We start from the raw sequence: 19,341 nt of genomic DNA on the forward strand, positions 1-19,341 counted from the left end.
AGCCGCGTCACACACGACATCCACATCCACCGCCTCGACCCCGAGGAGAAGATCAACGCCGAGCTGCAAAAGGCCGCTTAGGAAGCGACGTTGCCTGGCTAGGGTGCGTATCGAATTGTGATCAAGGGGCGGTTCTCGTGAGGTCTTTGAGCCAGATCATTGAGGCGCGTAGGTGAAGACCGGCGAGGTAGCTGTCCGGGGTCTTGTCGTACCGAGTGGCGATGCCTCGCCAGGCCTTGAGCTTGTCGATCAGGCGCTCGACGGTGTTGCTCTCCTTGTAGAGGTCGGCGTCGTGGCTGACGGGCCGACCGCCCCCGGAGCCCTTCTTCCTCCGGTTGGCAGTGCTTTAGGGTGTGCGGATGGCGACGACGTACGCGGCGCTGCTGCGCGGGATCAACGTGGGCGGCAGCAAGAAGCTTCCGATGGCCGAACTGCGCACCCTCATGGAGGGGCTCGGCTATGACGGCGTCCGCACCTACCTCCAGAGCGGCCAGGCCGTCTTCTCCTGTGACCACGACGACGAGGAGTCCCTCGCCGCCGGCCTCACCGAGGCGATCGAGAAGCGCTTCGGCTTCTCCGTCGACGTGATCGTGCGCGACCACGCCTATCTGACGTCCGTACGCGCGGCCTGTCCGTTCCCCGCCGACCGGCTGGAGGGCAGGCAGTTGCACGTCACGTACTTCTCGCAGCCGGTCGGTGCGGAGCGGTTCGCCGAGATCGACGCGGCCGTGTACCGGCCGGAGGAGTTCCGGCTGGGCGACCGCGCCCTCTACCTCTACGCCCCCGTCGGGCTCGGCCGCTCCAAGCTCGCCGAGCACCTCGCCAGGCGCCGGCTGACCAAAGACGTGATTGCCACCACACGGAACTGGAACACCGTCGTCAAGCTGGTCGAGCTGACCGCTCCGGGAGAATGACAACCGGCGGGCCCTGGCGCGGATGCCCGGGCCCCGGAAGAAGTCCGACCGTGGGCCCGGACCGGCGTCGAGGATCAGCCGAGGTCGTAGTCGAAGGTGTAGGGGAAGGGTGACTCTCCCGGTGTGTAGGTGAACGCGCCGGTGCCGGCGAGGCCGGTCAGTGCGCCGGTGGCCGTCCCCGCCACCACCTCGAAGGTGCAGTGCACGGTGCCGTCGGCCGCGAAGGTACCGCGCTCCTCCACGACGAAGCTGCCCTCCCGCCCGTCCAGTCGCCCGGTCAGCAGCTCCATACCGGTGAACGTGCCGGCCTTCTCGGTGACGTAGACGATGGTGTTCTCGCACGTCGTGCGGTCCGCCTGGATGCCGCCGGTGAAGGTGTTGGCCACGGAGGCGCGGGCGAGTCTCGGCGTCGCCTCGGCCGGTCCGGCCGGACGCTCCTCCCAGTCGGCGTAGGCGATGTGTCCGGTGGTGTGCGCGGGCATGGGGATCCTTTCGGTCGTCCGCCGGGTCCGGCGGTGCGGTGACCAGCCTGGCCGCCGTACCTGACACCTACTGTCAGGTACGGCGGAACAATGGCCCCATGCGCGCCGACCGGCTTCTCTCACTGCTCCTGCTGCTCCAGAACCGTGGGCGGATGACCGCGCCGGACCTCGCGGCCGAGCTGGAGGTGTCGGTCCGTACGGTGTACCGCGACATCGAGGCGCTCATCGCCTCGGGCGTACCGGTGCGCGCCGACCGCGGGCCCGTCGGCGGCTACCGTCTGATGGACGGATACCGCACACGGCTCACCGGGCTCACCGACGCCGAGGCGGGCGCCCTCTTCCTCGCCGGGGCACCCGGCCCGGCGCGGGATCTCGGCCTGGGACCGGTGCTGGCGACCGCTCAGCTCAAACTCAGGGCGGCCCTCCCCGCCGAACCGGCCGCGCGCACCCGGCTCATCGAGGATCGGTTCCACCTCGACGCGCCGGCCTGGTTCCGGGACGCCGACCCGGTTCCCCATCTGGCGCGGGTCGCGCAGGCGGTGTGGGAGCAGCGTGTGCTGCGTACCCACTACCGACGCTGGCGCGGTGAGGTCCGCCGGGAGCTGTGCCCGCTCGGCGTCGTCCTCAAGGGCGGGATCTGGTATCTGGTGGCGCTCGTCGGCGAGGCGGTGCGCACCTACCGGATGTCGCGGTTCCTGGCGGTGGAGATCACCGACGAGGTCTTCGCACGGCCGCCCGCGTTCGAGCTGGCCGCGTACTGGGCGGAGTCCTCCCGGCGGCTGGAGGACGCGCGCCACCAGGGAACCGCGACGGTGCGGCTCTCTCCCCGGGCACAGCGGCTGCTGCCCATGCAGTTCGGCGCGGCCGGCACACGGGCCCTCGAAGACGCCGGGCCGCCGGATCACGAGGGCTGGGTGCAGGTGGAACTGCCGGTCGAGGCCCAGGCCGTGGCCGTGGGCGATCTGCTCAGACTCGGTACGGAGGCGGAGGTGCTCGGCCCGCCGGAGCTCCGCAGCGCCATCGCCGAGACGGTGACCGCACTGGCCCACCACTACGCGCCGGAGCCCTGAACCCCCGTTCGGGAGCTAGGTGCCGTGCCGGACGCGGCGTGGAAGCCTGCTTTTCCCCGGGGCCCGCCAAGCCGTCCAGCTCATGCGTTGCCGCGTGAATCGCAGGGCCGGCAGGATCAGGATCAAGACCGTCTACGCCGTCACCAGCCTCACCGCCGAACAGACCACACCCGCCGACCTCGCGGAGGACGCTTCCCAACTGAGGACCGGCACCGCGCCTCGCGCCATGGCCGCCTGGCGCAACCTCGCCATTGGCGCCCTCCGCCCCGCAGGGAGCACTAACATCGCCGCCGGCCTGCGATACAACGCCCGCGACACACGACGCCCCCTCGCCCTCCTGGGACTCACATAACCACAAACTCGACCACGCCGAAGCCTTGGGGCTTACGTGAACACGGAACGGCATCCCACCGAGACTTTGCCCACGGGCCTACTCGCCCAGCGGAACCCGAACGAAGCCCTCGGTCCAATCGTCCTCATCGAGCTCGCAGGCGTCGAAGTAGAAGCACTCTGGTTCATCACGGAAGCCCGGTAGCAGTCGAGCTTGACGCATACGCTCTTCGACCCGTTCAAGGGTTGAGTAGATACCGAGCAGCTTTACGTCATCGCCGTCCGACTCGTCGCAGAACACGCCGCTCTCATCGACGTGCACTGTCGAGCCGTCATCGCCAGCTTCGTTCTGGTGGCCAACATGCCACAGCGGATACACGATCACGGGCGCGAAGCTATCAGCACTCGAGAAACACCGTCCTGCGTCCTTGTCTGGGCGTCCGAGCTGGTTCGCCTTCGCGGAGCTGGCTGCGAAGATCCCGAGTTCGGATGGCTACGCTGGATCCGCAAGCTGGAGGAGGCTGCGATATGCGTGACGGGCACGGGCCCGGACGTTCTGAGCAGGAGGACGCGCTCGGAGTCGAATGGGAGAGCCACCGGCCCGCGGTTTTCGGTGTGGCCTACCGGCTACTGGGGAGTGTGGCCGATGCCGAGGACGTGACCCAGGACGTGTGGCTGCGGGCGGCCGGAGCGGATCTGCGGGACGTCGGTGATCTGCGGGCCTGGCTGGTGACGGTGGCCGCGCGACGGTCGTACGACATTCTCAAGAGCGCCCGTGTCCGCCGGGAGACCTATGTCGGGCCGTGGCTGCCGGAGCCGTTGCTGACAGGGCCGGACGCGTCGCAGTCGGTACTCGTCGACGAGTCTGTCAGTTCGGCGCTGCTGCTGATCATGGAAGAGCTGAACCCGCCGGAGCGGGTGGCCTTCGTCCTGCACGACGTCTTCGGTCTTGAGTTCGGCCGGATCGCCGACGTGCTCGACGTCTCCGTGCCGGGTGCCCGGCAGCTCGCCTCGCGGGCGCGACGGCGGGTGGCCAAGGCGAAGCAGTCCATGCCGCAGGCGTCGAAGGCGGAGCGCGAACGTGTCCTCACGGTTTTCCGCGCCGCCTACGAGGCCGGGGACCTGGCCGGCCTGGTCAGGCTCCTGCATCCGGATGCCGTCTACGTCACCGATGGCGGCGGCAAGGTCTCCGCGGCACGCAAGCTCATCCACGGCGGCGAGCGCGTCGCCGAGGTCATGGTGCGGGTGGGGCGCCAGTGGCGTCCGGACCGCATCGACTTCGTCGAGGTCGGCGGCGAACTCGCTCTCGTGTTCCACCGGGAGGGCCGGGTGTTCTCCGTCGACACGGTCCAGATCGCAGACGGTCTGATCACCGCGTACCGCAGGGTCATCAATCCGGGCAAACTCGCGCGCGTCTGAGCTGTCACACCCCAAGGGCCTACCTCGTCTCCCTGATGAGAACGCACAACAGGCGACGACGGAATACGTGCGAGCAGGTGAGACCGATCATGCGCAGCGGCATACATCCACCTGCTGCGTCTTCCCGATGACGAGCCGTTACGAGCCCGTGCGTGAACGGGCTGTGCGCTCGAGTCGCCCCACCCAGTAAGGATCTGTATGCAAGCCATCACTGTGCGAGACCGTGACGCCGGACTTGCCGGGATGTCCCTGACGGACATGCCCTACCCTCATGCGGCCGAGAACGACGTCATCGTGCGGGTGCACGCCGCGGGCTTCACCCCGGGCGAGCTGGACTGGCCGGGCACGTGGACCGATCGCGCCGGCCGCGACCGGACGCCGAGCGTGCCCGGGCACGAACTCTCGGGTGTCGTCGTGGAGCTGGGGTACGGCACCACCGGTCTGAGCGTCGGGCAGCGGGTGTTCGGCCTGGCCGACTGGACCCGCAACGGCTCGCTCGCCGAGTACGCCGCGGTGGAGGCCCGCAACCTCGCGCCGCTGCCGGCGGACGTCGACCACACCGTGGCCGCCGCACTGCCGATCTCCGGGCTGACCGCCTGGCAGGGCCTGTTCGACCACGGCCGCCTCACCACCGGCCAGACCGTCCTGATCCACGGTGCTGCGGGCGGCGTCGGCTCGATCGCCGTACAGCTCGCCCGCGAGGCCGGCGCCCGCGTCATCGGCACCGGCCGGTCCGCCGACCGGGACAGGGCGCTCGCCCTGGGCGTCGACACCTTTCTGGACCTGGGGACCGAGAAGCTGGCGGACGCCGGCGAGGCCGACGTCGTGTTCGACGTGATCGGCGGCGACATCCTCGACCGTTCGGCCGCTCTGGTCCGGGCCGGTGGCACGCTCGTCACCATCGCCATGCCGCCCCAGGTCCGGCCCAAGGACGGGCGGGCGGTCTTCTTCGTCGTCGAGCCCGACCGGGTCCGGCTCACCGATCTCGCCGCGCGGCTGAGGGACGGACGGCTCAAGCCGGTCGTCGGCGCTGTGCGGCCGCTCGCCGAAGCGCCCGCCGCGTTCGCCCCCGGCAAGCGCACCCCGGGCAAGACGATCATCCGCGTCGCGCAGGACTGAACAGGGGACCGATCGCGATCGGAATGCGGATCGCCGGTGGCTTGCAGGCCGTCGCCGCGCTGACCGCGGCCACGGCCTGCTCGACCTCGGACGAGCCCGCCCACGCCAAGGGGCCGACCGCGGCCGTGGCACCGACGCGCCCCACCGAAACCCTCGAACCACTCCTCCAGCAGGCCCTTCCGCATACGAAGGGAAAAAACGTTCACCTCGGCGATCGTCGACGCGGTGGCGGGCGGTGGCCGTCTCAGGCCCCGAGGGCCGTCAGCAGGGGCAGCCGGGCCTCGTCGTAGCGTTCCAGCACCACCCTGGCCACCTCCGGCGCGGGTCCCAGGACCTCGGACAGGACGTCCGCCTCGGCGGCGCCCCGGGCGATGCGGTCCGGGAGGAAGCCGGGGGCCAGGACGTACGGCGCCACGGCCACCCGCGCGCAGCCCGCCGCCCGTAGTTCCCGCACCGCGTCCTCGGTGCGGGGCAGGGATGCGGAGGCGAACGCGGGCCGCACGGCGCGCCAACCGGTGTGCCGCCACTGTCGTGCGATGTCAGCGATCACCGCGATCGCCTCCGGGTCCGTGGACCCCGCCGAGGCCAGCACGACCCCGGTCGAGGACGCGTCGGCGGGCGTCAGTCCCGCCTCGTGCAGCCGCCGCTCCAGCGCGCGCAGCAGCAGCGGCGAGGGGCCCAGCACGTCCGCCTGCCGGATCCGCAGCCGGGGCGGTGCCTCCCGCAGCACCGCCGGGATGTCCGCCTTGGCGTGGAACGCCCGGGTCAGCAGGAGGGGAAGGGCCACCACCTCGCGCACTCCCTCGTCCGCCAGTGACTTCAGCACCCCGTGCACGGAGGGGACGTTGAAGTCCAGGAAGCCGGTCTCCACGCGCAGTCGGGGCCGCAGCGACCGCACCCGCCGGACGAGGGCGTGCACCGTGGCGGCGTGCCGCGGATCGCGGCTGCCGTGGGCGATGACGAGGAGAACAGGCTGCGGGCGCACGGGACGTCAGCTCTTGACGAGGAGACCGCGGCCGCGCAGCACCCACCGCTCCAGCGGACTGAAGATCAGCAGGTCGATCGCGACGCCGACGATCAGGATCAGGATGACGGCCTCGAACACCATGGACATGGAGCTGGCGTTGCGGCCGTTCTCCAGCAGCGCGCCCAGCCCGATGCCGAGGTCGGGGGAGGAGGCGATGATCTCCGCCGCCATCAGTGAGCGCCAGGAGAAGGCCCAGCCCTGCTTCAGACCCGCCAGATAGCCCGGCAGCGCGGCCGGCATGACGATGTGCCAGGTGCCCCTCAGTCCGGTCGCGCCCATCGTCCGGCCCGCCCGCAGGAACAGCGGCGGCACCTGGTCGACACCCGACACCAGGCCGTTGGCGATCGACGGCACGGCACCGAGGAGGATCACCGCGTACATCATCGAGTTGTTCAGGCCCAGCCAGATCACCGCGGGCGGCACCCACGCCACCGACGGGAGCGACTGGAGCCCGGACAGGATCGGGCCGATCGCGGCGCGCACGAACGGCACGCGGGCCACCAGCAGACCCAGCGGGGTGCCGATCGCCAGGGCGAACAGGAAGCCCAGCAGGCCGCGCGAGACGCTGGTCCAGATGTAGCCGAGCAGCTTGCCCTGGAGCCAGGCGTCCCTCACCTCGCCCCACACGTCGGCGGGGGACGGCAGCTTGGTCGGATCGTCGACGATCCTGAAGGAGACCAGTGCCTGCCAGACCAGCAGGACGACCGCGATCGCGACGACCGGCGGGAGGATCTTGTGGACGACGGTCTGCCGGAAGGGTGTCCGGCCGGTGGCGGAGGCCTCCAGGGCGTCGAGGCCCGCCTCCAGGCCGCCCAGCCCGGCGTTGTCCCGGACGGGGGAGCCCGCCGTCGGATCGGTGGTCTCAGTGCTGGCCATGACGGCGGATCTCCCCACGCAGTACTTCGGTGATCTCGACGGACAGCTCCGCCACGGGGGCGTCCTCGATACGGCGCGGCTGCGGGATGCCGACCGTCCACTCCCGCGCCACCCGGCCCGGACGCGAGGACAGCAGCACGACGCGCTGCGCCAGCCGCACCGCCTCCCGCACGTTGTGCGTGACGAACAGCACGGACAGGCCCGTCTCCGCCCAGATGCGGGTCAGCTCGTCGTGCAGCACGTCCCGGGTGATCGCGTCGAGTGCCGCGAACGGCTCGTCCATCAGCAGCAGTTTGCTGTTCTGGGCCAGGGCGCGGGCCAGGGCGACACGCTGGCGCATACCGCCGGACAGCTCGTGCACGCGCTTGCCGTACGCGCCCTTGAGCCGTACGAGTTCGAGCAGTTCCTCGGCCTTTCCGCGCCGCTCGGCCTTCGCGACTCCCCGCAGCTTCAGGGCGAGTTCGATGTTCTTGCCCGCGGTCAGCCACGGGAACAGGGCGTGTTCCTGGAACATCAGGGCCGGGCGCCCCTCGGTCGTGATGCTGCCGGCGGAGGGCTTGTCGAGCCCTGCCACCAGGTTGAGCAGGGTGGACTTGCCGCAGCCCGAGGCCCCCAGGAGGGTGACGAACTCGCCCGGGGCGACATCCAGGGTGATGTCGTCGAGGACGAGCTGCTGCCCGGCGGGCCCGGCGAAGGACTTCGAGACATGCTCGATGCGGGCGGCGTGTTCCACCGACGCGGCGCCTTCGGCGGCCTTGGCGAGAGCGGTGGCCATGGTCGTCACCTCCTGGGAACTTGGCGGGATCCGGGCTTACTTGACGCCGAGGCCGGCGTCGTCGACGGTGCTCTCGCCCTCGTCCTTGAGGACCTTGTTCAGCAGGGTCAGGTCGTAGATGCCGGCCAGCTTCGGGTCCGTCAGCAGACCGGCCTTGACCGCGTGCTGTGCCTCGGTGTTCAGGGTCGAGGCCAGCGGGTCGTCGGTGATCTGGATGGACTTCCACGCCGGGTCCAGCACGTTCGCCGGCAGGGCCTTGCCGGAGTCGGCCGCCAGTTGCTGGTTCGCCGCGGCCTTCGCCTGGTCCGGGTTGGCGTTGATCCACTTGTTGGTGTCGACCGATGCCCTCAGCACCGCCTCCACGGCCTTCGGGTGCTCCGTGAGGAACTTCTGCGACACGATGACGTTGGTGATCACGAACTTCTTGCCGGGCCACAGCGACGACTCGTCCAGCAGGACCTTGCCGCCCTCGGCGACCAGCTTGGACGCGGTCGGCTCCGGCACCCAGGCGCCGTCGATCGAGCCGGACTTGAAGGCGTCCGGAGTGACCTTGTTGTCGGTGCGGACGACGGAGACATCGCCCTTTCCGCTCTCCGCGTCGACCTTCCAGCCCTGCTCCGCGATCCAGTTGAGGAAGGCCACGTCCTGCGTGTTGCCGAGCTGAGGCGTCGCGATCTTCTTGCCCTTGACGTCCTTCAGCGTCTTGATCTTCTTCGGGTCGACCACGAGTTTCACCCCGCCGGAGGCGGAACCGGCGATGATGCGCAGGCTCTTGCCGTCGGACTTGGTGTAGCCGTTGATCGCCGGGGAGGGGCCGATCCAGCCGATGTCGATGGCACCGGAGTTGAGGGCCTCGATCTCGGAGGGGCCGGCGTTGAAGATCTGGTACTTGGCCTGCGTGGCGCCGAGCGACTTCTGGAAGAAGCCCTTCTGGACACCGACCAGCGCCGTCGCGTGGGTGAGGTTGCCGAAGTAGCCGATCTTCACGGAGTCGAGACCGTCGGTCTTCTTGGCTCCGGCGGCGACCTTCTGGCTGGAGGTGTCGTCCTTGGCCTGGGAGCCGTAGCCGCAGGCGGTGAGGGTGAGGAGGGGAAGAGCGGCGAGCGCGGCTATGCCGCTGCGCAGCGGTGAGCGGTTGGCAGGCACGGGAGGCTGTCCTCTCGTTGGCCCGGCGGTCACGGACTCTCAGGTCGTGGCCGGGAGTTCGGCTGAGGGTCTTCGTCGCTTCCGGGACGTCGGGTGGGGGGAGGGAGCGCGCAGGCAGTGCGCGTACGTCATCGCGCACATCGCGCCACTCCGCCCTGCCCGCTCCCGAGGGCACCGCTGCCGACGCGGCCGCCCTCCTTCGCGAACATCGAGTAGAAGCAGGTGGTGGTCATGATCAGAAGTCCCACCCGTCGTCGTCGGCGTCGTCCTTCACCGGGTCGGGCGCGGCGAACGACTCGCCGACCATGCCCGCGGTGAGCGTGGTGCCGTCGGCCGGGTCGATCAGGATGAACGATCCGGTGCGGCGGGAGTCCGCGTAGGAGTCCACCGGCAGCGGCTCCGCGGTACGGATCTTCACCCGGCCGATGTCGTTGGCGACGAGCTGTCCCGGGTGCGGGTGCAGCGACAGGTCGTCGAGGGTGAGGCGGGACGGGATGTCCTTGACGATCGCCTTGACCGTGCGGGTGCCGTGCTTGAGCAGCACCCGCTGGCCGACGGCCAGCGCCTGGTCGGCGACGTGGCAGACCGTCGCCTCGATGTCCTGGGTGGTCGCGGGCGCGTCCTTGCTCGGCACGATCAGGTCGCCGCGCGAGATGTCGATGTCGTCCTCCAGCAGGAGGGTCACCGACTGCGGGGTCCACGCCACGTCGACCGGCGCGCCGAGCAGGTCGATGCCGGCGACCTTCGTGGTCCGGCCGGAGGGCAGCACGGTGACCTGCTCGCCGACGCGGAACGTGCCGGCCGCGATCTGGCCCGCGTAGCCCCGGTAGTCGGGGTGCTCGCTGCTCTGCGGGCGGATCACGTACTGCACGGGCAGCCGCGCGTGGCAGTGCGCCAGGTCGTGGCTGACCGGGACGGTCTCCAGATGCTCCAGAACGGTGGGGCCGCCGTACCAGTGCATGGTCGCGGACGGCTCCACCACGTTGTCACCGGCCAGTGCCGAGATCGGGATCGCGGTGACCTCGGGGACGCCCAGCTCGGTCGCGTACGCCGTGAACTCCTCGGCGATCGCCGCGAACACGGACTCCCGGTAGTCGACGAGGTCCATCTTGTTCACGGCGAGGACCACGTGCGGGACGCGCAGCAGGGCGGCGATCGCGGCGTGGCGGCGGGTCTGTTCGACGACGCCGTTGCGGGCGTCGACCAGGATCACCGTCAGCTCCGCCGTGGAGGCGCCGGTGACCATGTTCCGTGTGTACTGCACATGGCCGGGCGTGTCGGCGAGGATGAACCGCCGGCGGGGGGTGGCGAAGTAGCGGTACGCCACGTCGATGGTGATGCCCTGTTCCCGTTCGGCGCGCAGGCCGTCGGTGAGCAGCGCGAGGTCCGGTCCGTCCTGGCCGCGGCTCGCCGAGGCGCGCTCCACGGCCTCCATCTGGTCGGCGAGGACCGACTTGGAGTCGTGCAGCAGCCGTCCGACGAGCGTGGACTTGCCGTCGTCGACCGAGCCGGCGGTGGCGAACCGCAGGAGGGTGGTGGCGGAGAGTTCCGTGGTCGTGGTCATGGCTAGAAGTACCCCTCGCGCTTGCGGTCCTCCATGGCGGCCTCGGAGAGCTTGTCGTCGGCGCGGGTGGCGCCGCGCTCGGTGAGCCGGGAGGCGGCGATCTCGGCGATCACCTGCTCCAGGGTCACCGCGCCCGAGTCCACGGCGCCGGTGCAGGACATGTCACCCACGGTCCGGTAGCGCACCAGGCGCCGCTCGACCGTCTCGCCGTCCTTGGGGCCGCCCCAGTCGCCCGCGGTCAGCCACATGCCGCTGCGCGGGAACACCTCGCGCTCGTGGGCGAAGTAGATCTCGGGCAGTTCGATGCCCTCGCGGGCGATGTACTGCCACACGTCCAGTTCGGTCCAGTTGGACAGGGGGAACACCCGGACGTGTTCGCCGGGGGCGTGCCGGCCGTTGTAGAGCTGCCACAGCTCGGGGCGCTGGCGGCGGGGGTCCCACTGGGAGAACTCGTCGCGCAGGGAGAAGACGCGCTCCTTGGCACGGGCCTTCTCCTCGTCCCGGCGGCCGCCGCCGAAGACGGCGTCGAACCGCTCGGCCTGGATCTTCTCCGTGAGGGGGAGGGTCTGCAGGGGGTTGCGGGTGCCGTCGGGGCGCTCCTTGAGGACCCCGCGGTCGATGTAGTCCTGGACGGACGCCACATGCAGCCGCAGGCCGTGCGTCGCGACGGCGCGGTCGCGGTACTCCAGCACCTCGGGGAAGTTGTGCCCGGTGTCCACGTGCAGCAGCGAGAAGGGCACCGGTGCGGGCGTGAACGCCTTCAGCGCCAGATGCAGCATGACGATGGAGTCCTTGCCGCCGGAGAACAGGATCACCGGCCGCTCGAACTCGCCCGCCACCTCACGGAAGACATGGACGGCCTCGGACTCCAGCGCGTCCAGATGGGACAAGGCGTACGGGCTGTCCGTGCCCTCCGCGGTCGTGGCGACGGTGGTCGTCATGCCAGCCCCCTTTCGCTGAGCAGCGCGTACACCGCAGCCGCCGACTCCTGCACGGTCTGGTTCTGGGACTCGATCCGCAGATCGGGCGACTCGGGCTCCTCGTACGGGTCGTCGACCCCGGTCAGGCCCGTCAGCTCGCCCGCGGCCTGCTTGGCGTACAGGCCCTTCACATCGCGTACGGAGCACACGTCCACGGGCGTGGCCACATGCACCTCGATGTACGGCGCCCCGCTCTGCTGGTGGCGCGTGCGCACCGCCGCGCGGCTGTCCGCGTACGGCGCGATCACCGGGACCAGCGCCTTGACGCCGTTGCGGGCGAGCAGATCGGCGAGGAAGCCGATGCGTTGCACGTTCGTGTGCCGGTCCGCGCGGCTGAAGCCGAGGCCCGCGGAGATGTACGCGCGGATCTCGTCGCCGTCGAGCACCTCGACCCGGTGGCCCTCCGCGCGCAGCCGGCCGGCCAGCTCGTAGGCGATCGTGGTCTTGCCGGCGCTCGGCAGACCCGTGAGCCAGACGGTGGCTCCGGTCGTCACGTGGGTCTCCCTGGTTGTCGGAACGGCTCTGGAAAGCCGGGTCGTGGTCACCCGTGCAGCCCGCACTCGGTCTTGGCGCGGCCCGCCCAGCGGCCGGCGCGCGCGTCCTCGCCCGCCAGGACGCGGCGGGTGCAGGGGGCGCAGCCCACGGAGGCGTAGCCGTCCGTCAGCAACGGGTTGGTGAGGACGCCGTGTTCGGCGATGTACGCGTCCACGTCGTCCTGGGTCCAGCGGGCGATCGGTGAGATCTTCACCTTCCGCCGCTTCTCGTCCCAGCCGACGACCGGGGTGTCCGCCCGGGTGGGGGACTCGTCGCGGCGCAGTCCGGTCGCCCAGGCGTCGTAGCCCGTGAGCCCTTCCTCCAGGGGCTGGACCTTGCGCAGCCTGCAGCACAGGTCGGGGTCGCGGTCATGGAGCCTGGGCCCGTACTCGGCGTCCTGCTCGGCGACCGTCCGGCGCGGGGTGAGCGTGATGACGTTGACGTCCATCACGGCCTCGACCGCGTCGCGGGTGCCGATGGTCTCCGGGAAGTGGTAGCCGGTGTCGAGGAACACGACCTCCACACCCGGCATCGCCCGGGAGGCGAGGTGGGCCACCACCGCGTCCTCCATCGAGGAGGTCACACAGAAGCGCCCGCCGAAGGTGCCGGCCGCCCACTGGAGGATCTCCAGCGCGGAGGCGTCCTCCAGATCGCGGCCGGCCTGCTCGGCGAGTGCCCTGAGATCGTCGGCGGTGCGCTCTTGCCGAGTCGTCGTCATATCCCGTTCCCTCCCGTGTCGTCGCGCCGCAGCCCCCTGGCCAGCAGGCCCAGGAACTTCAGCTGGAAGGCCCGATTGCAGGCGGCGCACTCCCAGGCGCCATGCCCTTCCTCATGCGGCCGCAGGTCCTCGTCGCCGCAGTAGGGGCAGTAGAAGGGAGCCGCGCGCTCGCTCATGACAGGGCCTCCTCGGAAGCGCGGGCCGCCCAGGCCGCGAACCGCTCGCCGTCCTCGCGCTCCGCCTGGAAGCGCTTGAGGACACGCTCGACGTAGTCCGGCAGTTCCTCGGAGGTGACCTTCAGACCGCGGACCTTGCGGCCGAAGCCCGCCTCCAGGCCGAGCGCGCCGCCCAGATGCACCTGGAAGCCCTCGACCTGCTCGCCCTCGGCGTTGAGGACAAGCTGGCCCTTGAGACCGATGTCCGCCACCTGGATGCGTGCGCAGGCGTTCGGGCAGCCGTTGATGTTGATGGTGATCGGCTCGTCGAAGTCCGGGATGCGGCGCTCCAGTTCGTCGATCAGCGAGGAGCCGCGCGCCTTGGTCTCGACGATGGCGAGCTTGCAGTACTCGATGCCGGTGCAGGCCATGGTGCCGCGCCGGAAGGTGGAGGGCTTCACCCTGAGGTCGAGCGCCTCCAGGCCCTCGACGAGCGAGTCGAGCTGGTCCTCCTCGACGTCGAGCACGATCATCTTCTGCTCGACGGTCGTCCGGACCCGGCCGGAGCCGTGTGCCTCGGCGAGGTCCGCGATCTTCGTCAGCGTCGTCCCGTCCACGCGGCCCACCCGCGGCGCGAACCCGACGTAGTAGCGGCCGTCCTTCTGCCGGTGCACCCCGACGTGGTCGCGCCAGCGCCGCACGGGCTGCGCGGGCGCCGGACCGTCGGTCAGCCCGCGCCCCAGGTACTCGTCCTCCAGCACCCGGCGGAACTTCGCGACGCCCCAGTCGGCGACCAGGAACTTCAGCCGGGCGCGGGTGCGCAGCCGCCGGTAGCCGTAGTCACGGAAGACGGAGATGACGCCCTCGTAGACGTCCGGCACCTCCTCCAGCGGCACCCAGGCGCCGAGGCGCTGCCCGATCTTCGGGTTGGTGGACAGACCGCCGCCGACCCACAGGTCGAAGCCGGGGCCGTGTTCCGGGTGGACCACGCCGACGAAGGCGACGTCGTTGATCTCGTGCGCCACGTCGAGCAGCGGCGATCCCGAGATCGCGCTCTTGAACTTACGCGGCAGGTTCGAGTACGCCGGGTTGCCGATGACCCGGCGGTGGATCTCGTCGATGGCCGGGGTGCCGTCGATGATCTCGTCCTCGGCGATGCCGGCGACGGGCGAGCCGAGGACGACGCGGGGCGTGTCACCGCAGGCCTCGGTGGTGGACAGCCCGACGGCCTCCAGGCGGTTCCAGATCTCGGGGACGTCCTCGATTCGGATCCAGTGGTACTGGATGTTCTGCCGGTCGGTGATGTCGGCGGTACCGCGCGCGAACTCCTGCGAGATCTCACCGATGACGCGCAGCTGCCCGGTGGTCAGCCGGCCGCCGTCGATGCGGACCCGGAGCATGAAGTACCTGTCGTCCAGCTCCTCCGGCTCCAGGATCGCGGTCTTTCCGCCGTCGATCCCGGGCTTGCGCTGGGTGTACAGGCCCCACCAGCGCATCCGGCCGCGCAGGTCATTGGGGTCGATGGAGTCGAAGCCGCGCCGGGAGTAGATCGTCTCAATGCGTGTCCGCACATTGAGACCGTCGTCGTCCTTCTTGAACTGTTCATTGCCGTTGAGCGGGGTGAAGTGACCCGCCGCCCACTGCCCCTCGCCACGGTGACGGCTCACCTTGCGGCGGGGCGTGGCGGAGTTCTGCGGGGTGGCGGCCATGGTGGGTACGTCCTTCGGGACAGACGGGGCAGCGGCTCTGACCTGCGCTTACCGGTACACGTCAGCAGTGCGCGACGCTGCGCGAGGGCGAGAAGGAGAAGAAGAAGGAGAAAGAGAAGAAGAACGGGAGCTGGCTGGGGTCTCAGCTCGCCGGACAAATGGCGCTGGACATGCGGCCGAGATCGACGTGACGTCGACTCACCAAGGCGATTCCAGTTCCAGACATGGCCGAAGCGTGGCACGCCGTATTGGAGCCAGTCCAGATCCGTCCGTCATGTGGACACCCTTGTCCCGGAATGCGGAACAAGGGCGTCCTCGGCCGCACGGCCGACGCTGTGGCGCCGATGCACTTCAGGCCGGGTAGGCCCCCGTCCAGGGACCCGGTGTGGGCACGTCGGGCTCCTCCTCGACCTTGGTGTCGAAAAGCCGGAAACCCCGGCGCCGGTAGTTGTCCATCGCGTGTTCGCCGTCCTTGCTGCACGTGTGCAGCCACACCCGCTTCGTCGGCACCCGCCGCGGCCACCGGTCCGCGAGGTCCCAGGCGCGCGCCGCGCCGTACGACAGCAGATGCCCCCCGATCCGTCGCCCGCGGAACGCCGGGATGAGCCCGAAGTAGGCGATCTCCACGACCCCCTCGTCCCCCGGGTCCAGCTCGACGTACCCGGCCGGTGTGCCCTGTTCGTAGGCGACCCACGTCTCCACGCCCGGCCGCTCCAGGTACTCCTGCCACCGCGCGTAGGTCCAGCCCAGCCGGTCGGTCCAGCGGATGTCGCCGCCGACCGACGCGTACAGGAAGCGGTTGAACTCCGGCGAGGGCACCTCCGCGCGGACGACCCGGACATCGCCCTCGGGGGACATGGCGGGCCGCAGATCGGCCGGGGAGGTCTGTTCCAGGGACCACGTGGTCACGGTGAGGGTGCTCATGCGGTCAGGGAATCACGGGGGCGCGCGGCACGACGAGGGAGGTCCGCAGTGCGGACCCCGGCCGGTCCGCGCCCGCTATTCCAGCGCCTTGTCCACGGAGTCCAGCGGCACCGCGTACAGCACCCGCCCGTCGGCCGAGTCCGTCCCCGCGTCGTCGTCCCCGCCGACCGCCCCCTCCGTCAGCGTCCACAGGTCGCCCGTCTGCTGCCAGTACGACAGGGACGTGGTGTCCAGGCCCCAGCAGGCGTGGGTCTCGTCGGCGGCGCAGGTGGTCGCCTTCGCCCCGGACGCGGTCTGCCGCCAGAGCGTTCCGTGCCGGTCGCCGACGGTGGGCGCGCGGTCGACGTACCAGTCGGACCCGGCCGCTCCGGGGCGCTTGTGCGACAGCACGCCCTGCACCCCGGAGGCGTCGGTCTCATAGGTCTCGGTGGCCCGGACGTCTCCGTGCGCGTCCGTGGCCAGCAGTCCGGTGCGGCCGGGCGCGGAGCTGTAGGCGTAGCGCCACAGGCGGGCCGGGCGGCTGGTGCCCCCGGGCGGGATCCACTCGCTCGCCACCAGGCTGTCCGGGGCCGACGTGCGGTCCAGGGAGAGGGCGGAGAAGCAGGGGACCGTGCGGTCGCCGGCCGTCGAACAGGGGCCGCCGGCCAGGCGGTAGGAGCCGATCGCGGGCAGGACGAACTGGTAGCCGTGTGCCGAGTAGCCGCCCTTCACCCGGCCGATGGCGTCACTGTCGACGTCCGCCTTCAGGATGCGCCCCAGGTCGAAGACGAGCAGGGAGTCGCGGGTGGTGACGATCAGCTTGTTCTGGTACCACACCATCCCGGACAGACGGGTGTGTACGGCGTCGAAGTCCTTGCCGTCGGCGCGCGGGGCGACCAGCAGGACCCAGCGGTAGGCGAGGCGGGCCGGATCGTTCGCGTCGATGAAGGCGACCCGGGCCAGGCCCCGGTCGGCGGAGGGGGAGCGGCGCCCGGCGTGGCGGTCGTCGTGCGTCCACCCCGACAGGATGACCCGGTCGGGGCCCCAGCGGCCGTCGTCGTCGGCGTCCCCGGAGGTGGTGACGGACCGGGGCAGCCACTCGGTGGTCGTCGCGTCGCTGTTGTCCCAGCAGTACGCGCGCGTGGCCGTCGGCTTCACCGGCAGCGCGGCCGTCTCGGTGGCGTCGCACGCGGCCTGGTCGCGCATCGGGTGGTCGGCGGCCTGAAGGACCTCGTGGACGCCCACACTGCCGCCCATCGCACGGGTGAGCGAGTCGAGTGCGCGGTGGTCGGTGAGGTCCTCGTGGAGGCGGAGCCCGGCGGTCTCGGCCGCCGCGGTGACCCGGGTCAGGCTCCCGGGGTTGTCCCCGCCCGCGGCCTGGGAGGTGCTGATGAGCGTGGCGGCGGCGGTGAGCGCCAGCGCGGTCCCGGTCAGCGCGGCCCGCAGCGCACGGCCCCGCTGCCTGCGGCGGTGTCTGCCACGGTGCTTCATACAACCTCCCGGCGTGGACCAACTGCTCCTCACGGTCCGGACGTTGACGGGGGAGCGGGTGGGGTGGCCTGTGAAGGGGATGCTACGGCAGACGGATGGGGCGCCGGTCGAAGACCCGGGAAAAGAAGGGATATCCCCACCGTGAGGGCTAGCACGTTTCGGATTCCTTGCAACCCTCTGCAACCCTGGCGGACGTGTCCGGGGTGGTTGAAACTTGTGCGACGCCGCTGCGGCGGTGTCCGCGCTCCTTCAGGGGGGCCAGGCGCGCGGGGGTGGTGCCGTGTCGGCGCAGCACCACCCCCGCGCGTACTCCGGCTACGGCGCCACGGTGCGATGGCCGCTGACGCACCCGGCCTCGCGGCCGGTGACGTCGTAGGCCCTGATGCACCGCGATACGCCTGGACACGACCGGATGCACCCCGTTGCGCTCCTGGCTCCCGAGGGGATGCGCCCGTCGCGCCCCAGGGTTCAGACGACCGGTCGCGCCCGCTCCACCACCGCGGCCAGATCCAGCGTGTGCGGCAGCGTGCCGAGGGCCGTGCCCCAGTCGCCGCCCAGCCGGGAGGCGCAGAAGGCGTCGGCGACCTCCGGCGGCGCGTACCGGACGAGCAGCGACCCCTGGAGCACCAGCGCCATCCGCTCCACCAGGCGGCGCGCCCGTGCCTCGATGCCCTCCAGATCGGCGAGTTCGGCGAGCAGATCCTTGATCGCGCCGTCCAGCCGGTGGTCCGCGCCGCGGGCCCGGCCGACCTCCTGGAGGAAGGCGTTCAGGGCCTCCGGCTCGCGCTGCAGGGCCCGCAGCACATCGAGCGCCTGTACGTTGCCCGCGCCCTCCCAGACCGAGTTCAGCGGCGACTCCCGTAGCAGCCGGGGCATGCCCGACTCCTCGACGTAGCCGTTGCCGCCGAGACACTCGGAGGCCTCGGCCACCACCGGGGTGCAGCGCTTGGTCACCCAGTACTTGGCGGCGGGCACCGCGAGCCGCAGGAACGCCCGCTCCTGCTCGCTCCCGTCGTCGTACGCCGCGGCCAGCCGCAGCGCCACCGTCGTCGCCGCCTCCGACTCCAGGGCCAGATCGGCCAGCACATTGCGCATCAGCGGCTGGTCGACGAGCTTGGCGCCGAATGCCTCCCGGTGGCCGCAGTGGTGGATCGCCTGCACCACCGCCTGCCGCATCAGCGCCGTCGAGCCGAGGACGCAGTCGAGCCGCGTGGCCGCGACCATCTCGATGATGGTCCGCACCCCGCGCCCCTCCTCGCCCACCCGGCGTGCCCATGTGCCGTCGAACTCCACCTCGCTGGAGGCGTTCGACCGGTTGCCGAGCTTGTCCTTGAGCCGCTGGATCAGGAACACGTTCCGGGTGCCGTCCTCCAGCACACGCGGGACCAGGAAGCAGGTCAGCCCGCCCGGCGCCTGTGCCAGCACCAGGAACCCGTCGGACATGGGCGCCGAGCAGAACCACTTGTGGCCCGTCAGCGCGTACGTCCCGTCCTCCGCGAGCGGCCGGGCCGCGGTCGTGTTCGCGCGTACGTCGCTGCCGCCCTGCTTCTCCGTCATCCCCATGCCGAAGAGCACACCGGCCTTCTGCGCGGCGGGGCGCAGATCCTGGTCGTAGGCCAGCGAGGTCAGCCGGGGCTCCCACTCGGCGGCCAGCGCCGGGTCGGTGCGCAGGGCGGGCACCGCGGCGTGCGTCATCGACAGCGGGCAGCCGTTGCCCGCCTCGACCTGCGACCAGACCACGAACGCGGCGGCGCGCCGCACATGACCGCCCGGCCGCGCCCAGGCCGCGGTCAGCCCCGCGGCGACCCCTTTGCCGAGCAGCCGGTGCCAGGCCGGGTGGAACTCGACCTCGTCGATACGGTTGCCGTAGCGGTCGTGGGTGCGCAGTCTCGGCGGATTCTCGTTGGCCTGGACGCCCCACTCCTGCACCTGGGCGGAACCGGCACTGCGCCCGAGCCCGGTCAACTCGGTGCGCGCCTCGTCGAGGAGCGCGGGGTCGAGATGCCGGTCGACGGCCTCCACGAGGGCGCGGTCGGCGGTGAAGACGTCGTACCCGACCAGCGGCGGAGCCTGGTTGGTCACGGTGTGCGTGGTGGCTGCCATGGAGCGAACTTACCCCTCAGTACGCC

At 70.9% G+C, this 19,341-nt stretch carries 21 protein-coding genes and 1 pseudogene; 5 read left to right on the forward strand and 17 right to left on the reverse strand.

What is annotated here, in order from left to right:
• Positions 1 to 121: 121 nt before the first annotated feature.
• Positions 122 to 340: pseudogene (locus ACWD5Q_RS27860) on the reverse strand (IS5/IS1182 family transposase); the annotation flags it as partial.
• Positions 341 to 359: 19 nt separating this feature from the next.
• Here ACWD5Q_RS27860 and ACWD5Q_RS27865 point away from each other — a divergent pair.
• On the forward strand, positions 360 to 914 hold the full coding sequence (locus ACWD5Q_RS27865) for a DUF1697 domain-containing protein (protein ID WP_451429807.1): 555 nt from the start codon (positions 360 to 362) through the stop codon (positions 912 to 914).
• Positions 915 to 988: 74 nt separating this feature from the next.
• On the opposite strand, the gene ACWD5Q_RS27870 is transcribed toward ACWD5Q_RS27865, so the two are convergent.
• A complete protein-coding gene (locus ACWD5Q_RS27870; protein ID WP_451429808.1) occupies positions 989 to 1,396 on the reverse strand; it encodes a DUF3224 domain-containing protein in 408 nt (135 codons plus the stop codon).
• Between the two features lie 98 nt (positions 1,397 to 1,494).
• On the opposite strand from ACWD5Q_RS27870, the gene ACWD5Q_RS27875 reads away from it, so the two are divergent.
• Both ACWD5Q_RS27875 and ACWD5Q_RS27880 read left to right on the forward strand, forming a co-directional pair.
• Entirely contained in the window at positions 1,495 to 2,466 is a 972-nt protein-coding gene (locus ACWD5Q_RS27875; RefSeq protein ID WP_451429809.1) for a helix-turn-helix transcriptional regulator, read from the forward strand.
• A gap of 94 nt (positions 2,467 to 2,560) precedes the next feature.
• Positions 2,561 to 2,818, forward strand: a complete 258-nt coding sequence (locus ACWD5Q_RS27880) for a hypothetical protein (protein ID WP_451429810.1) — start codon at positions 2,561 to 2,563, stop codon at positions 2,816 to 2,818.
• Between the two features lie 78 nt (positions 2,819 to 2,896).
• Here ACWD5Q_RS27880 and ACWD5Q_RS27885 read toward each other — a convergent pair whose 3' ends face one another.
• On the reverse strand, positions 2,897 to 3,181 hold the full coding sequence (locus tag ACWD5Q_RS27885; RefSeq protein ID WP_451429811.1) for a hypothetical protein: 285 nt from the start codon (positions 3,179 to 3,181) through the stop codon (positions 2,897 to 2,899).
• A 143-nt stretch (positions 3,182 to 3,324) separates the two neighbouring features.
• Between ACWD5Q_RS27885 and sigJ the strand changes: the two genes are divergently transcribed.
• Together sigJ and ACWD5Q_RS27895 are read left to right on the forward strand one after the other, a co-directional pair.
• Positions 3,325 to 4,215 carry an RNA polymerase sigma factor SigJ gene (gene sigJ, locus ACWD5Q_RS27890; RefSeq protein WP_451429812.1) on the forward strand — a complete coding sequence of 297 codons (891 nt, stop codon included), beginning with the start codon at positions 3,325 to 3,327 and terminating at the stop codon, positions 4,213 to 4,215.
• 198 nt (positions 4,216 to 4,413) lie between these two features.
• On the forward strand, positions 4,414 to 5,334 hold the full coding sequence (locus tag ACWD5Q_RS27895) for an NADP-dependent oxidoreductase (protein WP_451429813.1): 921 nt from the start codon (positions 4,414 to 4,416) through the stop codon (positions 5,332 to 5,334).
• A 244-nt stretch (positions 5,335 to 5,578) separates the two neighbouring features.
• On the opposite strand, the gene ACWD5Q_RS27900 is transcribed toward ACWD5Q_RS27895, so the two are convergent.
• From ACWD5Q_RS27900 to ACWD5Q_RS27965, 14 genes are all read right to left on the reverse strand, one after another.
• The gene (locus ACWD5Q_RS27900; RefSeq protein WP_451429814.1) at positions 5,579 to 6,319 is read right to left on the reverse strand and encodes a sirohydrochlorin chelatase; all 741 of its coding nucleotides are present in this window, start codon (positions 6,317 to 6,319) and stop codon (positions 5,579 to 5,581) included.
• Positions 6,320 to 6,325: 6 nt separating this feature from the next.
• Positions 6,326 to 7,237 carry an ABC transporter permease gene (locus ACWD5Q_RS27905; RefSeq protein WP_451429815.1) on the reverse strand — a complete coding sequence of 304 codons (912 nt, stop codon included), beginning with the start codon at positions 7,235 to 7,237 and terminating at the stop codon, positions 6,326 to 6,328.
• Positions 7,224 to 8,012 (reverse strand): ABC transporter ATP-binding protein, encoded by a 789-nt coding sequence (locus ACWD5Q_RS27910; protein ID WP_451429816.1) that lies wholly within the window; start codon positions 8,010 to 8,012, stop codon positions 7,224 to 7,226. The genes ACWD5Q_RS27905 and ACWD5Q_RS27910 overlap by 14 nt, the downstream gene beginning before the upstream one ends.
• A 36-nt stretch (positions 8,013 to 8,048) precedes the next feature.
• Positions 8,049 to 9,158: an aliphatic sulfonate ABC transporter substrate-binding protein gene (locus tag ACWD5Q_RS27915; protein WP_451429817.1), complete on the reverse strand. Its 1,110-nt coding sequence runs from the start codon at positions 9,156 to 9,158 to the stop codon at positions 8,049 to 8,051.
• A 235-nt stretch (positions 9,159 to 9,393) separates the two neighbouring features.
• Positions 9,394 to 10,722 carry a sulfate adenylyltransferase subunit 1 gene (locus ACWD5Q_RS27920; RefSeq protein WP_451429818.1) on the reverse strand — a complete coding sequence of 443 codons (1,329 nt, stop codon included), beginning with the start codon at positions 10,720 to 10,722 and terminating at the stop codon, positions 9,394 to 9,396.
• Positions 10,723 to 10,724: 2 nt separating this feature from the next.
• On the reverse strand, positions 10,725 to 11,663 hold the full coding sequence (cysD, locus tag ACWD5Q_RS27925) for a sulfate adenylyltransferase subunit CysD (protein WP_451429819.1): 939 nt from the start codon (positions 11,661 to 11,663) through the stop codon (positions 10,725 to 10,727).
• Complete coding sequence (gene cysC, locus ACWD5Q_RS27930; RefSeq protein ID WP_451429820.1) at positions 11,660 to 12,196, reverse strand: adenylyl-sulfate kinase; 537 nt, start codon at positions 12,194 to 12,196, stop codon at positions 11,660 to 11,662. Before cysC ends, cysD begins: the two co-directional genes overlap by 4 nt.
• 47 nt (positions 12,197 to 12,243) lie before the next feature.
• On the reverse strand, positions 12,244 to 12,954 hold the full coding sequence (locus ACWD5Q_RS27935; protein WP_451429821.1) for a phosphoadenylyl-sulfate reductase: 711 nt from the start codon (positions 12,952 to 12,954) through the stop codon (positions 12,244 to 12,246).
• Positions 12,951 to 13,130: a hypothetical protein gene (locus ACWD5Q_RS27940; RefSeq protein ID WP_451429822.1), complete on the reverse strand. Its 180-nt coding sequence runs from the start codon at positions 13,128 to 13,130 to the stop codon at positions 12,951 to 12,953. The genes ACWD5Q_RS27935 and ACWD5Q_RS27940 overlap by 4 nt, the downstream gene beginning before the upstream one ends.
• Positions 13,127 to 14,818 (reverse strand): nitrite/sulfite reductase, encoded by a 1,692-nt coding sequence (locus ACWD5Q_RS27945; RefSeq protein WP_451429823.1) that lies wholly within the window; start codon positions 14,816 to 14,818, stop codon positions 13,127 to 13,129. Before ACWD5Q_RS27945 ends, ACWD5Q_RS27940 begins: the two co-directional genes overlap by 4 nt.
• A 142-nt stretch (positions 14,819 to 14,960) precedes the next feature.
• On the reverse strand, positions 14,961 to 15,044 hold the full coding sequence (locus ACWD5Q_RS27950; protein ID WP_309486338.1) for a putative leader peptide: 84 nt from the start codon (positions 15,042 to 15,044) through the stop codon (positions 14,961 to 14,963).
• A gap of 125 nt (positions 15,045 to 15,169) precedes the next feature.
• Positions 15,170 to 15,742: a GNAT family N-acetyltransferase gene (locus ACWD5Q_RS27955; protein ID WP_451429824.1), complete on the reverse strand. Its 573-nt coding sequence runs from the start codon at positions 15,740 to 15,742 to the stop codon at positions 15,170 to 15,172.
• 75 nt (positions 15,743 to 15,817) lie between these two features.
• Positions 15,818 to 17,212 (reverse strand): hypothetical protein, encoded by a 1,395-nt coding sequence (locus ACWD5Q_RS27960; protein WP_451429825.1) that lies wholly within the window; start codon positions 17,210 to 17,212, stop codon positions 15,818 to 15,820.
• A gap of 468 nt (positions 17,213 to 17,680) precedes the next feature.
• Positions 17,681 to 19,315 carry an acyl-CoA dehydrogenase family protein gene (locus ACWD5Q_RS27965; RefSeq protein WP_451429826.1) on the reverse strand — a complete coding sequence of 545 codons (1,635 nt, stop codon included), beginning with the start codon at positions 19,313 to 19,315 and terminating at the stop codon, positions 17,681 to 17,683.
• Positions 19,316 to 19,341: the final 26 nt, after the last annotated feature.

The sequence above is a fragment of the Streptomyces sp. NPDC002513 genome, from assembly GCF_053595355.1.